Below are 14,843 nucleotides of genomic sequence, written 5' to 3'. Positions count from 1 at the left end.
CCCCTGATCCGGTCGGATCAGGGGCACCTACTCACTTCTCGGCCGGTCTGGCCCTGCGTGCACGGGGCAAGCCGCCCCTCAGCCCCTCAGCAGGTCAGGCCCGACCCCGGCTCGACGCCCAGGATCGCCGTGATCTTCTCGTAGCGGGCGACGCGGCTCGCGACCGAGGCCGGGTTGCCCCCGGCGCACTCGAGCGCCCCGTTGAGCGAGTTGATCGTCTGGCCGAAACCCGCGCCGCCGATCATCGCCTCGTGCGAGGTCATGACGCCGGGACCGTTCTGCGTGTTCCAGTACCAGAGCGCGGTCTGCCACGCGATCGACGGGTCCTGCTCGACGAGCCACGGGTCGTTCAGCAGGTCGATCCCGAGAGCGTCCCCGGCCGCCTTGTAGTTGAAGTTCCAGCTGAACATGATCGGACCGCGACCGTAGTAGGCCTCCTGGCCCGCCGGGCACCCGAACGGCTGCGAGTAGTCGCACTTGATCCAGTAGTTCGCGGAGTTGATCTCCTTGACGTACCGCAGGCCCACCGACTCGAAGTCGGCGTGGGTCAGGAAGGCCGCCGCCTCCTGGGTCTTCATGGTGTCGGTCCCGGTGTTCGCGAACCTCGGGTACGCGGCCAGCGCGTCGACGAGCCCCTGGTAGGTGTAGAACGCGTCCCGCTGCGGGAAGATCGCGTCGAACTCGGCCTCGCTGATCACGAAGTCGGACTCGAGGCCGGTGCACGCCCCGGCGTCGGTCCACGCGCTCGTCGCCCCCGGGCTCTCGCGCTGCGTCCACCACCTCGCGACGAAGTTGCGGCCGTGGTGCGAGGCCGTCGCGCCGCCCAGGTAGGCCACGGACTCGTCCCACGCGCCGGCGCACGTGCTCGTGGGTGCTGCAGCCTCGTCGACCACCGCGACCTGCGCCGCGGCCGGCGCGGCCGCTGCCGTCGCGACGACCGCGCTCACGAGTCCTGCGGCCACGATCGCGACACCTCGGCGCACGCCCGAGGCAGTTCTTGTGCCAAACATCCAAGCCCCCTGTCTGCTCATCATCGAACACTTCGCCGCGGCATCTCGCCGCGGTGACAAGGTAGCGAGGCGGACAATTGGCAGCAACTCGAACAAACCGACCGATCGAGAGGTTTCGGCGCAACGGTCCGAGGTCCGGGCGGCCCCGGGGACAGGTCGCGCGTCACCCCCCTGACGTCGCCCGTCAGCGTCAGCCCCGCCGCACGCCACCCTCGGCGCGAGCCCCCGGCGCCAGCACCAGCCGGCACACCGCCTCGTTGCGGCACAGCACCCCGAGCCCGGCGGCCGCGGGCCCCCGCAGCGTCAGGACGACCGCCACGACGACGCACACACCGACCGTCGCACCGGCGACGACGTCGTGCGGGAAGTGGACGCCCTGCACCACGCGCGCCGCGCCCGTGACGACCGCGAGGACGACCGGCGCGACGACCATGACCCGGTGCGGCGGGAGGCGACGGGCGCGCCGGAACCTGAGCGCCGTCGTCGTGCCGAAGAGCGCGTCCGCGACCCCGCTGCGGGCGCGGCCCGTCGCGAGCGCCGTGAGGACCACGGCGGTCCCGAGCGCGAACGCGATGGTCGTGTGGTTGCTCGGGAACGACCAGTCGCCCGCCACGGGGCAGTGCGCGATCTCGATGAGCTCCCAGCAGCCGCGGGGCTGCTGGACGATCGTCTTGGCGACCTCGGACGTCGCGTACGCCAGCACGGCCCCCGCACCCCCGACGACGGCGGTCGCGACGGCCACGAGCCCCGCTCCGCGAGCCTGCCAGGCTGCCAGCACCCACAGCAGGGCGAGCACGATCACGCCTGCCTCGGCGACGAGCTCGACCCCTGGCAGGTCTGCGGTGCGGGCCGTCACCGCGAGGTAGAGGTCGGTGCTCGGACCCCGCAGGAGCAGCGGCGACGGAACGATCACAGCGGCCGCGAGCAGCCAGAGCAGGGCCAGGAGGTGGGGCGATCTGGGGGACTTCACCCCGGAATGGTACGGAGGTGAACGGGGGATGAACATCCGCCCACGGTCGGACCGGGCGACCTCCCGGCAACCCCCGCGCGGCCCTCACCCCGCCTTCACGAGCGCGGCCGTGGCATCGTGGGGCGCGTGACCGCAGCCCGCAGCGCCGCCCCTCCCGACACGGCTCTGCGCGTCGTCTGGCGGCTCCTCGCCGCGGCGCTCGTGTGCGGGTCGGCGGTCCTGCTGTTCGCGGTGCACGTCCGCCCGCTGGGCTACCTCCCGCTCGTCGCAGGCGTGGCGCTGGGGCTCGTGGTCGACCGGCGGCTCGGGCGCGACCTGCTCCTGATCGCGACGGGCATGACCATCATCAGCAGCATCCCGCTCGCTGCCGACCTGAGCGACGCCGGGATCGCACGCTTCGCCGTGGTGCTCTCGCTCGCCGTGCTCGTGCCGTGGGCCGTCTCGCGCTTCGTCTACCGCGACGACGCGATCAGGTTCCCCGTGCGCACGGGCAGGCGCTGGAACCGGACCCAGATCGTGTACCTGCTCGTCGTCCTGGTCGCGGGCTACCTGATCCTGCCCGCGTACTTCATCGGGTCGGGCTCGTACCAGAACTGGCCCCCGATCGAGACGCCGCAGGAGATCGCGCGGCTCTTCGTGGGTGTCAACGCGGTGGGGATCTGGGACGAGCTCTTCTTCGTGTGCGTCGTGTTCGCGCTGCTGCGCCGCCACTTCGCGCTGTGGCCCGCGAACCTCCTGCAGGCGACCGTGTTCGTGTCGTTCCTGTGGGAGCTGGGCTACCGCAGCTGGGGTCCGCTCCTGACGATCCCGTTCGCGCTGGTCCAGGGCTGGATCTTCGCGCGCACCAAGTCGCTCACGTACGTGGTGTGCGTGCACCTGCTGTTCGACGCGATCGTGTTCGCGGTGCTGGTGCACGCGCACCACCCGGAGCTGTTCGACGTGTTCGTCACGGGTGGCCGCTGAGCCGCCCTGCGCGGCCCGCGCCGACGTCAGCGTCCCTTCTTGCGCCCCTTCATCGACTGCGACTTGCCGAGGCGCTTGGCGACAGACCTGCCGGACTTCTTGCCGCCGCTCGGGGCCTGCTTGGCGCCGCTGCGCGCGGCGGCGCTCGTGGCCCGGGCCCCCTTGGCACCTGCACCGCTCTTGCCGCCCGACGACGAACGCCCGTCCTTCTTCTTGCTCGCCTCGGGCGTGGGGGGCGTCGGGCCCGCCACGCCTCGCGAGCTGTTCGCGGTGCGCCCGCGCACGATACCGATGAACTCCTCGACGAGGTCCGTCTTGTCCTCGGTGACCCACCCCAGCGCGACCGGGGCCTCGGGGCCGTCGCCGAGCGTCCGGTACGTCAGGTCCTTGCGGTGGTGCAGCCGCGCGAGCGACTGCGGCACGACCAGCAGCCCGGTCCCCGCGGCGACCAGCTCGATCGCGTCGGCCGTCGTGGTCGGACGCTCGCGCGCAGGCTTGCCGGGCAGCGCGGGCCGGTCGTCGTCCGCGGCTGCGCCGTCGGAGGCCTCCGCCCAGCCCAGGACGTCGTCAAGCGGGTGCAGGAGCACCTCGTCGGCGAGGTCGGCCACGGTGAGCGCTTCGTCACTCTCGAGCGCTGCGAAGACGTGATCGCGGGGCACCACGACGACGGGCACCTCGGTGTACATCGCGATGTGGCTCAGGTCCTCGCTGCGCACGGGACGACGCAGGATCGCGACGTCCGCCCCGCCGTCGAGCAGGAGGGCCTCGACCTGCGCGGACGGCACCGCGAGCGCCTCGATGCGCACGTCGGGGACGCGGTCGATCCACGTCCGCACCCACTTGGACGGGGTGACGCCGGGGACGTAGGCCAGGCGGAAGCCGGGGGCCTGCGCGTCGGATACGTCCTCGGCCGGTTGCTCGGCCTCGTGCTCGGCGCTGCGCGCAGTCTCTTCCACCCGACAACACTAGCCGCCCCGGGACGAGGAACCGCGGCCGGGACCGATACCCTGGGACCATGAGCACCCCGCACTCCTCCCAGACCATGAAGCCCGCTACCGCGGCGAAGAAGCTCGGGGTGTACCTTCCCGCCACTCCCCAGGAGTTCCAGGAGGGGACCATCACGCGCGGCCAGCTCGAGGAGCTGGAGACCAACCCGCCCGAGTGGCTCGTCGAGCTCCGCCGCAACGGACCCCACCCGCGACCCGTCGTCGCCGGTCGCCTGAACATCTCGATCGCAGGCCTGGCCCGCGGCGGCGTCGAGGAAGCACTGACCACCGAGCAGATCAACGAGCTCCGTGAGGACCCGCCGGCGTGGCTCGAGCGCGAGCGCACCATCCAGGCCGAGGTCCGCGCCGAGGAGGAGCGCATCAAGGAGCGCGATCTCAAGAAGGCCAAGAAGGTCGCGCGCGCGAACCGCGAGGCCGAGCACAAGGCCGCGGCGGGCGAGTGACGCCTCGCGTCGTCTGAGCGGCCCGGAGGCAGCGGCTAGGAGGCGCCCCCGGCGCGGTCGGTATGACCGAGCGCGAGGCCGGGGGCCACACGGTCGCGCACGATCCGCTTGAGCACCGGGACCTCGGGGAAGCCCTTCTTCTCCTTGCGGTCCCACACGAGCTCGTCGCCCACGCGGACCTGGAAGATCCCACCCGTGCCGGGTACCAGCGCGACCTCGGTGAGCCGGGTCCCGAACGTCGTCAGCAGCTCCTGCGCGAGCCACGCCGCACGCAGCATCCAGTTGCACTGGGTGCAGTGCACGCTAGTTTGACTACATGACGAAACCCCAGGTGGTAGACGCGTACGCCCGTATCAGCGACGACAAGGAGGGTGACGCGGTAGGTGTCCAGAATCAACTGGTAGCCATCCGCAAGTGGTGCAGCAAGCGTGGCTACACGCTCGCAGACACGTACGTTGACAACAGCGTCAGCGCTACGTCAGGCAAGACCCGTCCGGAGTTCGAGGCTCTTCTGAGCCGCACGGAGCACCGTCCCGTAGTCGTCTGGCACACCGACCGCCTAGCCCGCGTCTCGCGGGACATGGAGCGCGTGCTAGATACGCAGATGTTGGTCTACTCCGTGCACGCCGGAGACCTTGACCTCTCGACCATCAACGGTCAGGCCATGGCTCGCATGGTTACCGCCATGGCGACGGCTGAGATTCAGACCAAGAGCGCACGCGCCCGACTCGCCAACGAAGCACGGGCAATCAAGGGACTCCCCTACTGGCGTCGTGCACCGTTCGGGCACACCAAGGACGGGCAGTTGGTAGAGGCTGAGGCCGCTCTCATCCGAAAGGCTGTGGAGCGCGTTCTTGAGGGTGGCTCCCTCGGGTCCATCGCGCGCGAGTGGACCGCAGCAGGCGTTCAGGGACCTCAGGGAGCACGGGAGTGGGACTCTCGGCGCGTGCGTACGGTGCTCCTCAACGAACGTCTCTACGGAGCACTCATCTTCAAGGGCGAGAAGATGCCAGAGAGCGCGATTGTGCCCATCGTGTCCGAGCAGGACTGGCAGGCTCTCAAGGGCTTCCTGACGGCTCCGGAGCGTGGCAAGGGAGGCGGACCCATCGCCAACCTCGGAACGTCCATCTACCGCTGTGGAACGTGCGACGACGGCACCGCAGTGCATGGCTCCGTTGCCCTCCTCGGTCCCCGTGGACGGCAGGAGTTGGTCAAGACCTACCGGTGCTCCAAGGGTCCGCACAACAGGTGGGTTCGCGAGTACGCGGATGGGTACGTGGTTGACCGCACGCTTGCTCTCCTCACCTCCTCGGATGCTCCGTCGCTCCTTGAGGACTCCTCAAAGGGCACGCAGGCCGCAGCAGAGGCCACGCGGCTCCGTGAGGAACTTGCCATGTGGAGGGCTGAGGCACGCTCCCTCGGGACCGCTGAGTATCTGGCGATCACGCGCCCCATCAAGGACGCTCTAGAGGCCGCCGAGGCTCAGATGCGCTCCACCAACCGTGCAGGCATCTTTGCCGGGCTTGTAGAGCCGGGAATGGGCCAGTGGACGGCACTCCTGGGACTCGCTGAGGCAGTGGAGCGCTGGGAGGCTCTGGACCTTGACCGCAAGCGCGCGATCATCGATGCAACGTGGATCATCACCTTGCTCCCCCGGACCCCGCAGGACCGTTGGACAGAGCAGAGCATCAAGGACGGCATCCGGCTAGAGCGTCGCTAGTCCGCACAGCGAGAAGGCCGCTGGGAGTATCTGACTCCTAGCGGCCTTTCTCATGTCCAGCCCCAGCATCACCCGTGCTGGACGGGTCCACACTACGTGCCTTTCTTCCATGTCTCAAATAGTGGACAGGCAAGACTGGCGGAATTCCAACGATCCTCTTCTATACACCTTGTAAACAATGCAAAGGCCGCACACTCAGAGAAGCCTGTGTGCTATACTTCTCTTATTAACCTCGGAGGGTTCGAGGGATTAAGAAAGGTACGAACTAAATTGCCAAGAGTATATGGACCACCGTCTAAACTGACGGTCGCACGTAGAGCATTGACTCGCCTACAGGGCGTATTTAACGGGCTAGAAGATAAGCACCGTCGAGAGCGTGAAAAGATCCTCGCAAAGATTGATGCAGCCTTTGATGAGGTCGCTGCCCTTGAGGCTGAGGAACGCCGCAACGAGGCAGCCCCAGAGGGCACCCACTGGGAGAAGATCAAGTGATCATTCTACCATTCCTCATCGCACTAGCAGCAACCCTCTCCGGAGCCATGCTCGGGGAGTTGACGGTAAAGACCGTTGCACGACTCCGGAAGTAGACACAAGAAACCCCCGGCGGGCAAATGGACAAAGCCGCCGGGGGTCTCGGGAGTGGAAACCGTTTTGTATGAAAATCCTCTTCCCGTGGGAAGAAACTACGCTCGAATGAGTGTCAATGCTAATTATAGCATTTAAACGGCTCCAAGATGGAGCAGAAGGTAAGACCGTAATGAGTATCGACCTATCCCCTGAGGGAATCGCAGCAGCGCAAGAGAGCGTTAAGGACTGGACAGAAGAGGACTTCGAGGAGATCAAACAGAAGACGGCTGGACCAATCGATGTGCACGCAGGTTCACGCGCAATCGAAATCAACACAGAGGCTAACGTTAAGTACGTAAAGGAAGCCTTTGCACGCATCGCACAGACTCGAAATGGTCTAGGTCCGGTTGACACTGTGTACGGAGAAGTCATCCGCCACATCGCCGGAGGTCGCATCATCAACTTTGATGACGAGTGGTACGTCTGGAATGGCACCATGTTCGAGAAGACGCCAGATAGGGCAGTCGAGATTGTTCTACTGGATGCATTCCAGAACTGGCTATTTGACTACTCATACACAGTGATGAGAGATGAGTACACCGACGACGGGATTCCCCTAGGTAAGGGTCCCGTGAAGATCAATCCGTATACGGCTCACGCGCAGGCTCTCAACTCTGACCGCACACGTAACGCAGTGCTCAAGCAACTCCGCATGCGTTGCACGGTAACTCAGGACTTCTGGGCAGCAGGAGACCGCTTCCTAGCCTTTGCAGACGGAACCGTCATTGATCGTGACGACGTGCTACGCAACAAGCGTCTAGTACCTCTCCACGCAGACCCGTCAATGGCAATTCGCCACACGCTACAGGCCAACTGGGAGCCGGACGCCAAGGCTCCGGTCTACAGCAAGTTCACAACCGGCAGCATCCCCGATACCGAACAGCGCGAGTGGCTAGAGGCTATGGCAGGCATCGCTCTACTCGGGTTGCCGGACCACAAGGCAGTTCCCTTGCTCCTTGGTCCTCCAAATGCCGGTAAGAGCCGCTACGCGTTCCTATGGCGAGAGATTGCAGGTGGGTACGGAGATGAGGCTCAGCAGAACTCCTTGCTCCGTGAGAAGACCTTCAACCGCGAGGAGTACCTATCCGGAGCACGCTGCCTAGTGCTCGATGAGCCATCACTCACCGGACAGGTTGATGGGCAGTTCGTCAAGATGTTCACCTCAGGTGTTCCATTCAAGGTGGAGCGCAAGGGCCGTGATCCTCTAGGCGGAAGGTTCATCGGGAAGTTGTTCATCACCTCGAACGACGACCTTCGACTAGGGACCATGGAGTCTGGGCTATCGGATCGTCTGGTAGTCGTGGACTTCCCCCACGGACACAAGGCAGGCTCCGCAGACTATGACCCTGACCTAGGCGAGAAGTTGAGCGCAGAGGCCAATGGAGTTGTTCAGGTGTGGCTCAAGGCCGCTCTAGAGTCTCTAACTACTCCGGTGAAGGTTCCTGTCTCCAACCTCGAAAGGCTCGCTGAGCGTGACTCTGAGGACTCCGTAGGAGCATGGTGGAGCGAGTCGATAGAGCGTGGCATCATTCGCTACGACCCTGAGCGCTATTGGGTGTCGAGAAGAGCGTTTGAGGACTACAACCGATACTGCGAGGTATCCGGGTTCGACAAGGAGAAGATGACAGTCATTGGATTTGGCAAGCGTCTCCGCAAGATCCTTGGTCTCAAGGAGTTTCCTAACATGACCATTAATGGCAAGTCAGAGCGCATCATCCCCGAATGGACGTACACCAAGTAACTAGTACGGGTTCAGTATGGGATTGAGTATTGGCCGGGATCGTTGGTATCTCAAGGCTCCCGGCCCCTACTCTTACTATTATTACTAGAATACTAGAAATAGTAGTAAGTAGGGGGCTACGCAGCACCACTTGCACCCAACGGCGGAGACGGGCAAAAAATACCCGTATTCGTGTATCGAGTAATGACAGGCTCACAGGAGCAAAGAACGACGTAGCGACTCCAACCAAGGAGCCTACTAATGGACAGTTACACAGCATGGATTGAAGCAGGTCTAGATGACCTAGAGGCCGCAGCCAACCAAGAGGGATGGTGGCCGATGCTACTCCGCAGGAAGTACGTAGACGGAGTGGCAAACAGAGAGCAGTGGGAAGCACTGCAAAGAGGAGAAGTAAAGTGAACAAGCAAGTAGTAACCGTTAGCATCGTCAGAGGTGCGCGTAACCCAGAGGTCGAAGAAGTACTTGCCTTTGATGTGCAGAGCATGTTGAGCAAGTACCCAGAGACCGCAGACATGACTCTTGCACAAGCCAAGGCCTGGATTAGGAAGGTAAGCAAGTGACCGGCATAACCACGGAGATTGAGCAGGTGCTTACCCTCCTAGGCTGGGATGTGGAGAAGGTCGCAAGCGTCAAGATCGAAGTAACGCGGGCAAGTGAGTTCGCACCGGATGGGCACACTGAACTCACGGAGTGCTGGAAGCACACGATACGGAACGTCACGGAGGCACAGAACACAGAGTGCATTCATGATGAATACCTAAAAGGCAAGTAACAATATAGACAGAGGCCCGGCATCTAAGGATGTCGGGCCTCTACTCATGTCCGCACATAGTGATGCATTGTTGGATACAATAGAACCTTACGTATGGAGATCTAATGAACTATCTAGCAATGCTACCTATCGGCATCACTCGCTATCGCGGCTTCAAGCCCGGTGCTATCCGAGACTCACAGGAGAAGTACCCCGCTGTCTGGGATATGGCCTGGACCATGGCCGACTACTGGGAGAGGCATGAGGAACTAGACCGCCTTATTGCCCTAGCCCTATACCCCGCTACTACATGGAGGTATGCCAGTGTCACAGCACAGCAGTAGGGGTGCAGGCTGGAAGGCCACACGCTTACGCATCCTTGAGCGTGATGCATACACATGCTGGATGTGTGGTGGTGAGGCTGACCAAGTAGACCACCGCCTAGCCAAGAGTAAAGGTGGAGCGGACACCGACGACAACCTCAGTGCTGCATGCGCTCGATGCAACAACAGCAAGAGCGATGCAGTCATGGTGCGCACTCCCTACTGGGATACCGAGTACCTAGCGAACATCGTTTAAGGGGCCTAGGGGGGCGGTACCCCCCGCCCCCTACCCCGATGACCTGGCGAACCTGTCAGGCCGTCCACGGCACCCCCAGCCTTTTTCTGAGGGGGTCGCTGCCTACCCCGCCCCCAGTGTCTTTACGCACGGAACGGGAAATTTTATTCGAGAGTTTGACCAAGAACGTATGAAGACCTTTACAGAAGCAACCCAGTTGTTCCTAGACGCCGCAGATTGGCTGACGGACGCTGACGCACCTGCCGTTGCAGGGCTTCAGCATGCAGCCGCAGCGCTGGACAAAGAATTTCAGAGTGCTGCCCTTGGGCAGTATCGCGCTATCTACACGTCCCTAGTCAAGCGCAAGCCGCAGGCGACGACAGTCGATCCGGTAGACGCAGCAATAGACGGACTCCGCAGCGATGACGGAGAAGGTTAAGGCCTGGCCTCCGCCTAGGTACTCAGGACCGCTCCGAGAAGACTTCACCACTGACGGTGACAAACTTCTAGCCCTCATCGATCTTGCCTACCGTCTGCCGGACGGCTCCCCCATCATTCTCGACCAATGGCAGCGTGACCTAGTGCGCGCTGTTCTTGAGACGTACCCTCCTGGACACCCCAAGGCCGGACAACTCCGCTACCGACAGGTCTTCATCTCCGTAGGCCGTCAGAACGGTAAGAGCGTCCTAGGAGCAATCTTCGCCATCTACGGACTCAGGAGGCAGGCCGGTGCCCTTGTCATCGGTCTAGCGTCCTCAGCCGAACAGGCAAACATCGTCTACTCACGCGTCCTCACCGCTCTCAAGTCGCACCCCTCCATGGCTAAGAGGTTCAACAAGACCACGGAGACAAGGGGTATCCGCTCTACCGATGGAAGCCGCTACATGGTCAAAGCCTCCAAGAGCGCAGCGGTTCAAGGTCTCGACATCTCCCTAGGTCTCGGAGACGAGTTGCACATCATGCCGCCGGAGTTGTGGTCGGACATGGTGTCCGGTCTCGGTGGACGACCAAACGGCATCATCATCGGCATCACGACAGCCGGAGACGACAACAGCACTCTCCTCAAAGACCTCTACCTCAAGGCGGAAGACGGCTCTGCCGGGGAGCAGTTCGGGTTCTTCATCTGGGAGGCTCCTGACGACCGTCTGCCGGAGGATGACGAGGAGTTCGGTCGATACATCTGTCTAGCCAACCCAGCGGTTGCTGAGGGCCGTCTCGACCTGGCAACGGTCATCTCTGACGTTCGCTCCCTGCCACCGGCTGACCAACTCCGCTACCGCATGAACCGCTTTGTGGCAGCCGTCTCCGTCTTCCTACCGCTCTACAAGTGGCAGGAACTAGAGGGCGACATCCCGCACTTTGACCGCCCTGTGTTCGCTTTCGACATGACGCCTGAGAAGGAGTGGTGCACCATCACTGCCTCTCAGTTGATCGACGGAGTTACCTACACCAAGGTCATTGCCTCCATCCCCAACGCGACACAGGCTCAGTTGGTACGCATTTGTGAGCAACTGTGGGAGCACTCCCCTGCCAAGTTCGTTGTCAACGGCAACGTGCTGGGGGGTCTCGGCGCGGAACTCGATAGACGCCGCTACCCCGTTGCCTTTGCTCGCTCAGGAGATGAGATGCAGTCTTCGGCTCACCTCTACAGTCTTGTCAGCACAGGGCGGCTCCGTCACGCCGGAGACCCGTTGCTCAACGTGCAGATACCGGCAGCCGTTCGAAAGAACGTGGGAGACCGCTTCAAGATCAGCAAGAAAGACTCTTCGACCAACATTGACGCGCTCTACGCAACGGCTTTCGGTTGCTATTACGCCGAATTGGAAGCCGAACAGCCAAGCATGATGTTCTTCTAACCAAAGTACGCACATTCCTAACTGCATTAATCTATAATATAGGGGAGGGCTTCGCGGCCCTCCCTTAATGCATTTAGGAATTACTTTGGGTATCTTTACACGAAAAGGCTTTGACGATTCAGAGACGCGTTCAGAGGGACCGGTAGAGCCGCAGGCTCCCGGTAGTGGTGTCATCCCCCCTGCACGTCCGTCAGCCCCTTTGCACGTCTCCCAAGAGCGTGCACTAGGCATCATCCCCGTATTCCGCTCCGTTCAAATCATCTCCTCCGCTGTCGGCTCCCTGACAGTCGATACGTGGAGAGGCACGGAGCCTACAAGTGCGCCCTCATGGATCAAGCGTCCTGACATGAAGATGACACGCTCACGCTTCCTTGCCCTCACCGCTACCTGCCTCTCAACGCAGGGGAACGCGTTCTGGCGCATCGTGCGCAACTCTCCGGTTGACCCCATCAACGCTCTAGTCGTTCTCAACCCCAATGAGGTAGTCGTCCACGAAGACGGCACCTTTGGTTGGCGAGACCAGATTCTCAAGGCCTGGGAAGTACAGCACTTGCAGTACATGCCCATTGCTGGACGTCTCCTAGGGCTGGGACCTATTCAGGCCGCTCAGTCGTCCCTACGCGGAGCAATCGACCTACGCGACTACGCCTCCGAGTGGTTCCAGATGGACCACGTTCCCTCAGGGGTCCTGACCACACCTCAGGCTCTAAACAACGGCCAGGCAAAGTCCTATGCGGAGCAGTGGGACGAGCGCGCTGGACGTGGCACAGCCGTCCTAGGCAATGACCTCAAGTACCAAGCAATCATGCTCTCCCCTGAGGATGCCCTTTGGATCGAGGCTCAACAGTTCAACGTCACAGACATTGCACGCCTCTTCGGTATCCCTCCTCACTTGCTCCTTGCAGTCGTAGAGGGCGGCTCCCAGACATACGCAAACATCGGACAGGCAGACCTCTCCTTTGTTCGTCACGGTCTCACAACCTACATCCGTGAGATTGAGGAAGCATTCTCCGCTCTGTTGCCACGCAACAACGAAGCGCGATTCAACCTAGACGCCCTATTGCGTTCAGACACCACCACTCGTTATGCAGCGCACTCACAAGCCATCACATCAGGCTTCCTCACCATCAACAAGGTACGTGCACTAGAGGGCCTATCGCCTCTGCCTGGCGGAGACGAAATTACTAAGCAAGCACCTAAGGAAACACCTAATGAACAACCTTGAGATTAGAGAGGCCAGACTTGAGCCAGTCAAGGAAAACGCAAACGAAATCTACGGACGTGCAGTCCCCTACGGAGTCGATACGAACGTTGGAGATTACAACGAGCGCATCGAACGTGGAGCAATTACTGACTCCGGAGACATCAAGTTCTTCTGGCAGCACCGAGAAGTTATCGGACGCGTCATCGAAACAGAAGACAAGGAAGATGGTTTCTACATCCGCGCCACTATCGCGGACACAGCCACAGGCCGTGACGCACTCGCCCTCTTGCGAGGCGGCGTCGTAGACAAGTTCTCGATTGGCTTTGTGCCCGTCGAATCACGCCAAGACGGCGAGACGGTCGTTCGTACAGCAATCAACCTCAAAGAGGTAAGCGCTGTGACGTTCCCTGCATATGCAGACGCGACCATTCAAGAGGTCCGCAAGGACCAATCCAATGAAACTAAGGAAGTAACTTCTATGACTGACAACACAGTCACCACAGAGGACCTTGCGGAAATCCGAGAAGGTCTAGACAACGTTGAGCGCTCCCTAGCACTCATCAACACCGACAAGAACACCGTCAACGCTGCACCAGAGTTCCGCGACGCCGGTTCCCTTCTAAAGGCTCTTGTATCCGGCGACGAGCGCGCAGAGCGTGCCTACACCGGTGCTACTACAGCCGACTCAGGCTCCACGCTTAAGAATGGCTGGGTTGGAGACCTAACCCGCATCGTGGACGAGTCCACCACTCTTTACACCCTATTCAGCAAGGGCTCCCTTCCTGACGAGGGCAACCACGTTGAGTTCTCCGTTCTATCAAGCAACTCTGTTGCTGTCACAGGCCAGACCGCAGAAGGTGAGCCACTCACCGGACCTGGCAAGTTGACCTTCACCACCAAGACAGCACCTGTCTACACCCGTGGTGGATACGTCTCCCTCTCGCGTCAGCAGATCGAGCGCACTTCTATTTCAATCCTCAACCACACGCTCAACGCTCAGGCTAAGGCACTCGGTAAGGACTTGGAGAACGTCGTTCGTCAGGCTTTCGTTGCAGCAGTTGCAGCACGCTCCGGAGCAGCAGTCACCGTTGCAAGCAAGGTCAAGTGGGAAGACTGGCAGAGCGCCACTCTTGACGCGTCTATTGCTTTCAAGGCAGAGGGTCTATCCCTAGACGCTCTAATCGTCTCTACAGACGTCTTCAAGGCTCTTTCGGGCATCAAGGCATCTGACGGACGCCCAATCTTCGAGACCAACGGAGACGGGTCCAACACTGTTGGCGCAATCAAGGTCAAGACTCTAACCGGCCAAATCTTCAACGTCACGGTCGTACTTGACTCGCTCTCTGCTAGCGGCAAGGCAACGTTCGTCAACTTCGAGGCTCTACGCATCTTCACCAAGCCTGCCGTACGCCTACAGGACAACAACATCATCACTCTTACTGAGGACTTCGCCGTATACCAGTACATCGCAGTTGCTCCTGAACTCCCAACAGGAATCGTTCCAGTAACGATCACTGCCTAAGGAATCCGAACATGACGATTTCAGGGGCAGACCTCATCACCTACGCCAACGCAGCAGATGTTGACTTGGAGTACGCGGATGGGTGTGCAGAAGCCGCAATGGCTCTTGTAGATAACTTCATCTCGATTGGGTCTGTCCCTGAGTCGGTTCTCCGTCGCTCCTACCTAGTAGTTGCAGCGGAGATGTTCGAGCAGAGGAACGCCCCTAGCGGCATCCGACAGTTCGCCGGAGAGGGATACGACGGTGGAGGCATGCGCGTAGCGCGTGACCCCATGACAGGTGCGTATCCCATCCTCAGGCCGTTCCTGGCGGGAGGCTTCGCCTAATGGCAACCACTCCCCACGTACGGCTTAAGAACCTCCGCAAGGAGGTTATGGGGCTCTTCGCAGTTGAGGGTGTAGAGCGGGTCGGCGCGTCGATCCGGGGATAGAGGTCGAGGTCTTCCGATGATGGGAGTTCTGACACCGCCCA

General features: G+C 61.6%; 15 protein-coding genes. 11 read left to right on the top strand and 4 right to left on the bottom strand.

Annotation, left to right across the window (positions count from 1 at the left end; translation table 11 throughout):
- Positions 1-86 precede the first annotated feature (86 nt).
- Entirely contained in the window at positions 87-1,010 is a 924-nt protein-coding gene (locus tag ACFWGN_RS09955) for a glycoside hydrolase family 19 protein (RefSeq protein WP_377616712.1), read from the bottom strand.
- Positions 1,011-1,200: 190 nt separating this feature from the next.
- Positions 1,201-1,980 (bottom strand): phosphatase PAP2 family protein, encoded by a 780-nt coding sequence (locus ACFWGN_RS09950; protein WP_377616711.1) that lies wholly within the window; start codon positions 1,978-1,980, stop codon positions 1,201-1,203.
- 126 nt (positions 1,981-2,106) lie between these two features.
- Here ACFWGN_RS09950 and ACFWGN_RS09945 point away from each other — a divergent pair, with 126 nt between their 5' ends.
- Entirely contained in the window at positions 2,107-2,943 is an 837-nt protein-coding gene (locus tag ACFWGN_RS09945; RefSeq protein WP_377616710.1) for a type II CAAX prenyl endopeptidase Rce1 family protein, read from the top strand.
- 26 nt (positions 2,944-2,969) lie between these two features.
- On the opposite strand, the gene ACFWGN_RS09940 is transcribed toward ACFWGN_RS09945, so the two are convergent.
- Positions 2,970-3,899, bottom strand: coding sequence for a LysR substrate-binding domain-containing protein (locus ACFWGN_RS09940; protein ID WP_377616709.1), 930 nt, complete (start codon positions 3,897-3,899; stop codon positions 2,970-2,972).
- A 59-nt stretch (positions 3,900-3,958) separates the two neighbouring features.
- Here ACFWGN_RS09940 and ACFWGN_RS09935 point away from each other — a divergent pair, with 59 nt between their 5' ends.
- On the top strand, positions 3,959-4,393 hold the full coding sequence (locus ACFWGN_RS09935; protein WP_377616708.1) for a DUF5997 family protein: 435 nt from the start codon (positions 3,959-3,961) through the stop codon (positions 4,391-4,393).
- A 35-nt stretch (positions 4,394-4,428) separates the two neighbouring features.
- Here ACFWGN_RS09935 and ACFWGN_RS09930 read toward each other — a convergent pair whose 3' ends face one another.
- Complete coding sequence (locus ACFWGN_RS09930; RefSeq protein ID WP_377616707.1) at positions 4,429-4,695, bottom strand: SelT/SelW/SelH family protein; 267 nt, start codon at positions 4,693-4,695, stop codon at positions 4,429-4,431.
- A 14-nt stretch (positions 4,696-4,709) separates the two neighbouring features.
- On the opposite strand from ACFWGN_RS09930, the gene ACFWGN_RS09925 reads away from it, so the two are divergent.
- From ACFWGN_RS09925 to ACFWGN_RS09885, 9 genes are all read left to right on the top strand, one after another.
- On the top strand, positions 4,710-6,113 hold the full coding sequence (locus tag ACFWGN_RS09925; protein ID WP_377616706.1) for a recombinase family protein: 1,404 nt from the start codon (positions 4,710-4,712) through the stop codon (positions 6,111-6,113).
- A gap of 757 nt (positions 6,114-6,870) precedes the next feature.
- The gene (locus tag ACFWGN_RS09920; RefSeq protein WP_377616705.1) at positions 6,871-8,481 is read left to right on the top strand and encodes a DUF5906 domain-containing protein; all 1,611 of its coding nucleotides are present in this window, start codon (positions 6,871-6,873) and stop codon (positions 8,479-8,481) included.
- A gap of 395 nt (positions 8,482-8,876) precedes the next feature.
- Complete coding sequence (locus ACFWGN_RS09915) at positions 8,877-9,041, top strand: hypothetical protein (RefSeq protein WP_377616704.1); 165 nt, start codon at positions 8,877-8,879, stop codon at positions 9,039-9,041.
- Positions 9,038-9,253: a hypothetical protein gene (locus ACFWGN_RS09910; protein ID WP_377616703.1), complete on the top strand. Its 216-nt coding sequence runs from the start codon at positions 9,038-9,040 to the stop codon at positions 9,251-9,253. The genes ACFWGN_RS09915 and ACFWGN_RS09910 overlap by 4 nt, the downstream gene beginning before the upstream one ends.
- A gap of 297 nt (positions 9,254-9,550) precedes the next feature.
- Positions 9,551-9,811 (top strand): HNH endonuclease, encoded by a 261-nt coding sequence (locus ACFWGN_RS09905; protein ID WP_377616702.1) that lies wholly within the window; start codon positions 9,551-9,553, stop codon positions 9,809-9,811.
- Positions 9,812-10,212: 401 nt separating this feature from the next.
- On the top strand, positions 10,213-11,646 hold the full coding sequence (locus ACFWGN_RS09900) for a terminase large subunit domain-containing protein (RefSeq protein WP_377616701.1): 1,434 nt from the start codon (positions 10,213-10,215) through the stop codon (positions 11,644-11,646).
- 67 nt (positions 11,647-11,713) lie between these two features.
- On the top strand, positions 11,714-12,871 hold the full coding sequence (locus ACFWGN_RS09895) for a phage portal protein (protein WP_377616700.1): 1,158 nt from the start codon (positions 11,714-11,716) through the stop codon (positions 12,869-12,871).
- A complete protein-coding gene (locus ACFWGN_RS09890; protein WP_377616699.1) occupies positions 12,858-14,372 on the top strand; it encodes an HK97 family phage prohead protease in 1,515 nt (504 codons plus the stop codon). Before ACFWGN_RS09895 ends, ACFWGN_RS09890 begins: the two co-directional genes overlap by 14 nt.
- Positions 14,373-14,383: 11 nt before the next feature.
- Positions 14,384-14,698: a hypothetical protein gene (locus ACFWGN_RS09885; protein WP_377616698.1), complete on the top strand. Its 315-nt coding sequence runs from the start codon at positions 14,384-14,386 to the stop codon at positions 14,696-14,698.
- Positions 14,699-14,843: the final 145 nt, after the last annotated feature.

The organism is Oerskovia sp. NPDC060338, assembly GCF_042726295.1.
GTDB classification, from domain to species: domain Bacteria; phylum Actinomycetota; class Actinomycetes; order Actinomycetales; family Cellulomonadaceae; genus Oerskovia; species Oerskovia merdavium.
This window is presented reverse-complemented; position numbering and strand designations above follow the sequence as displayed.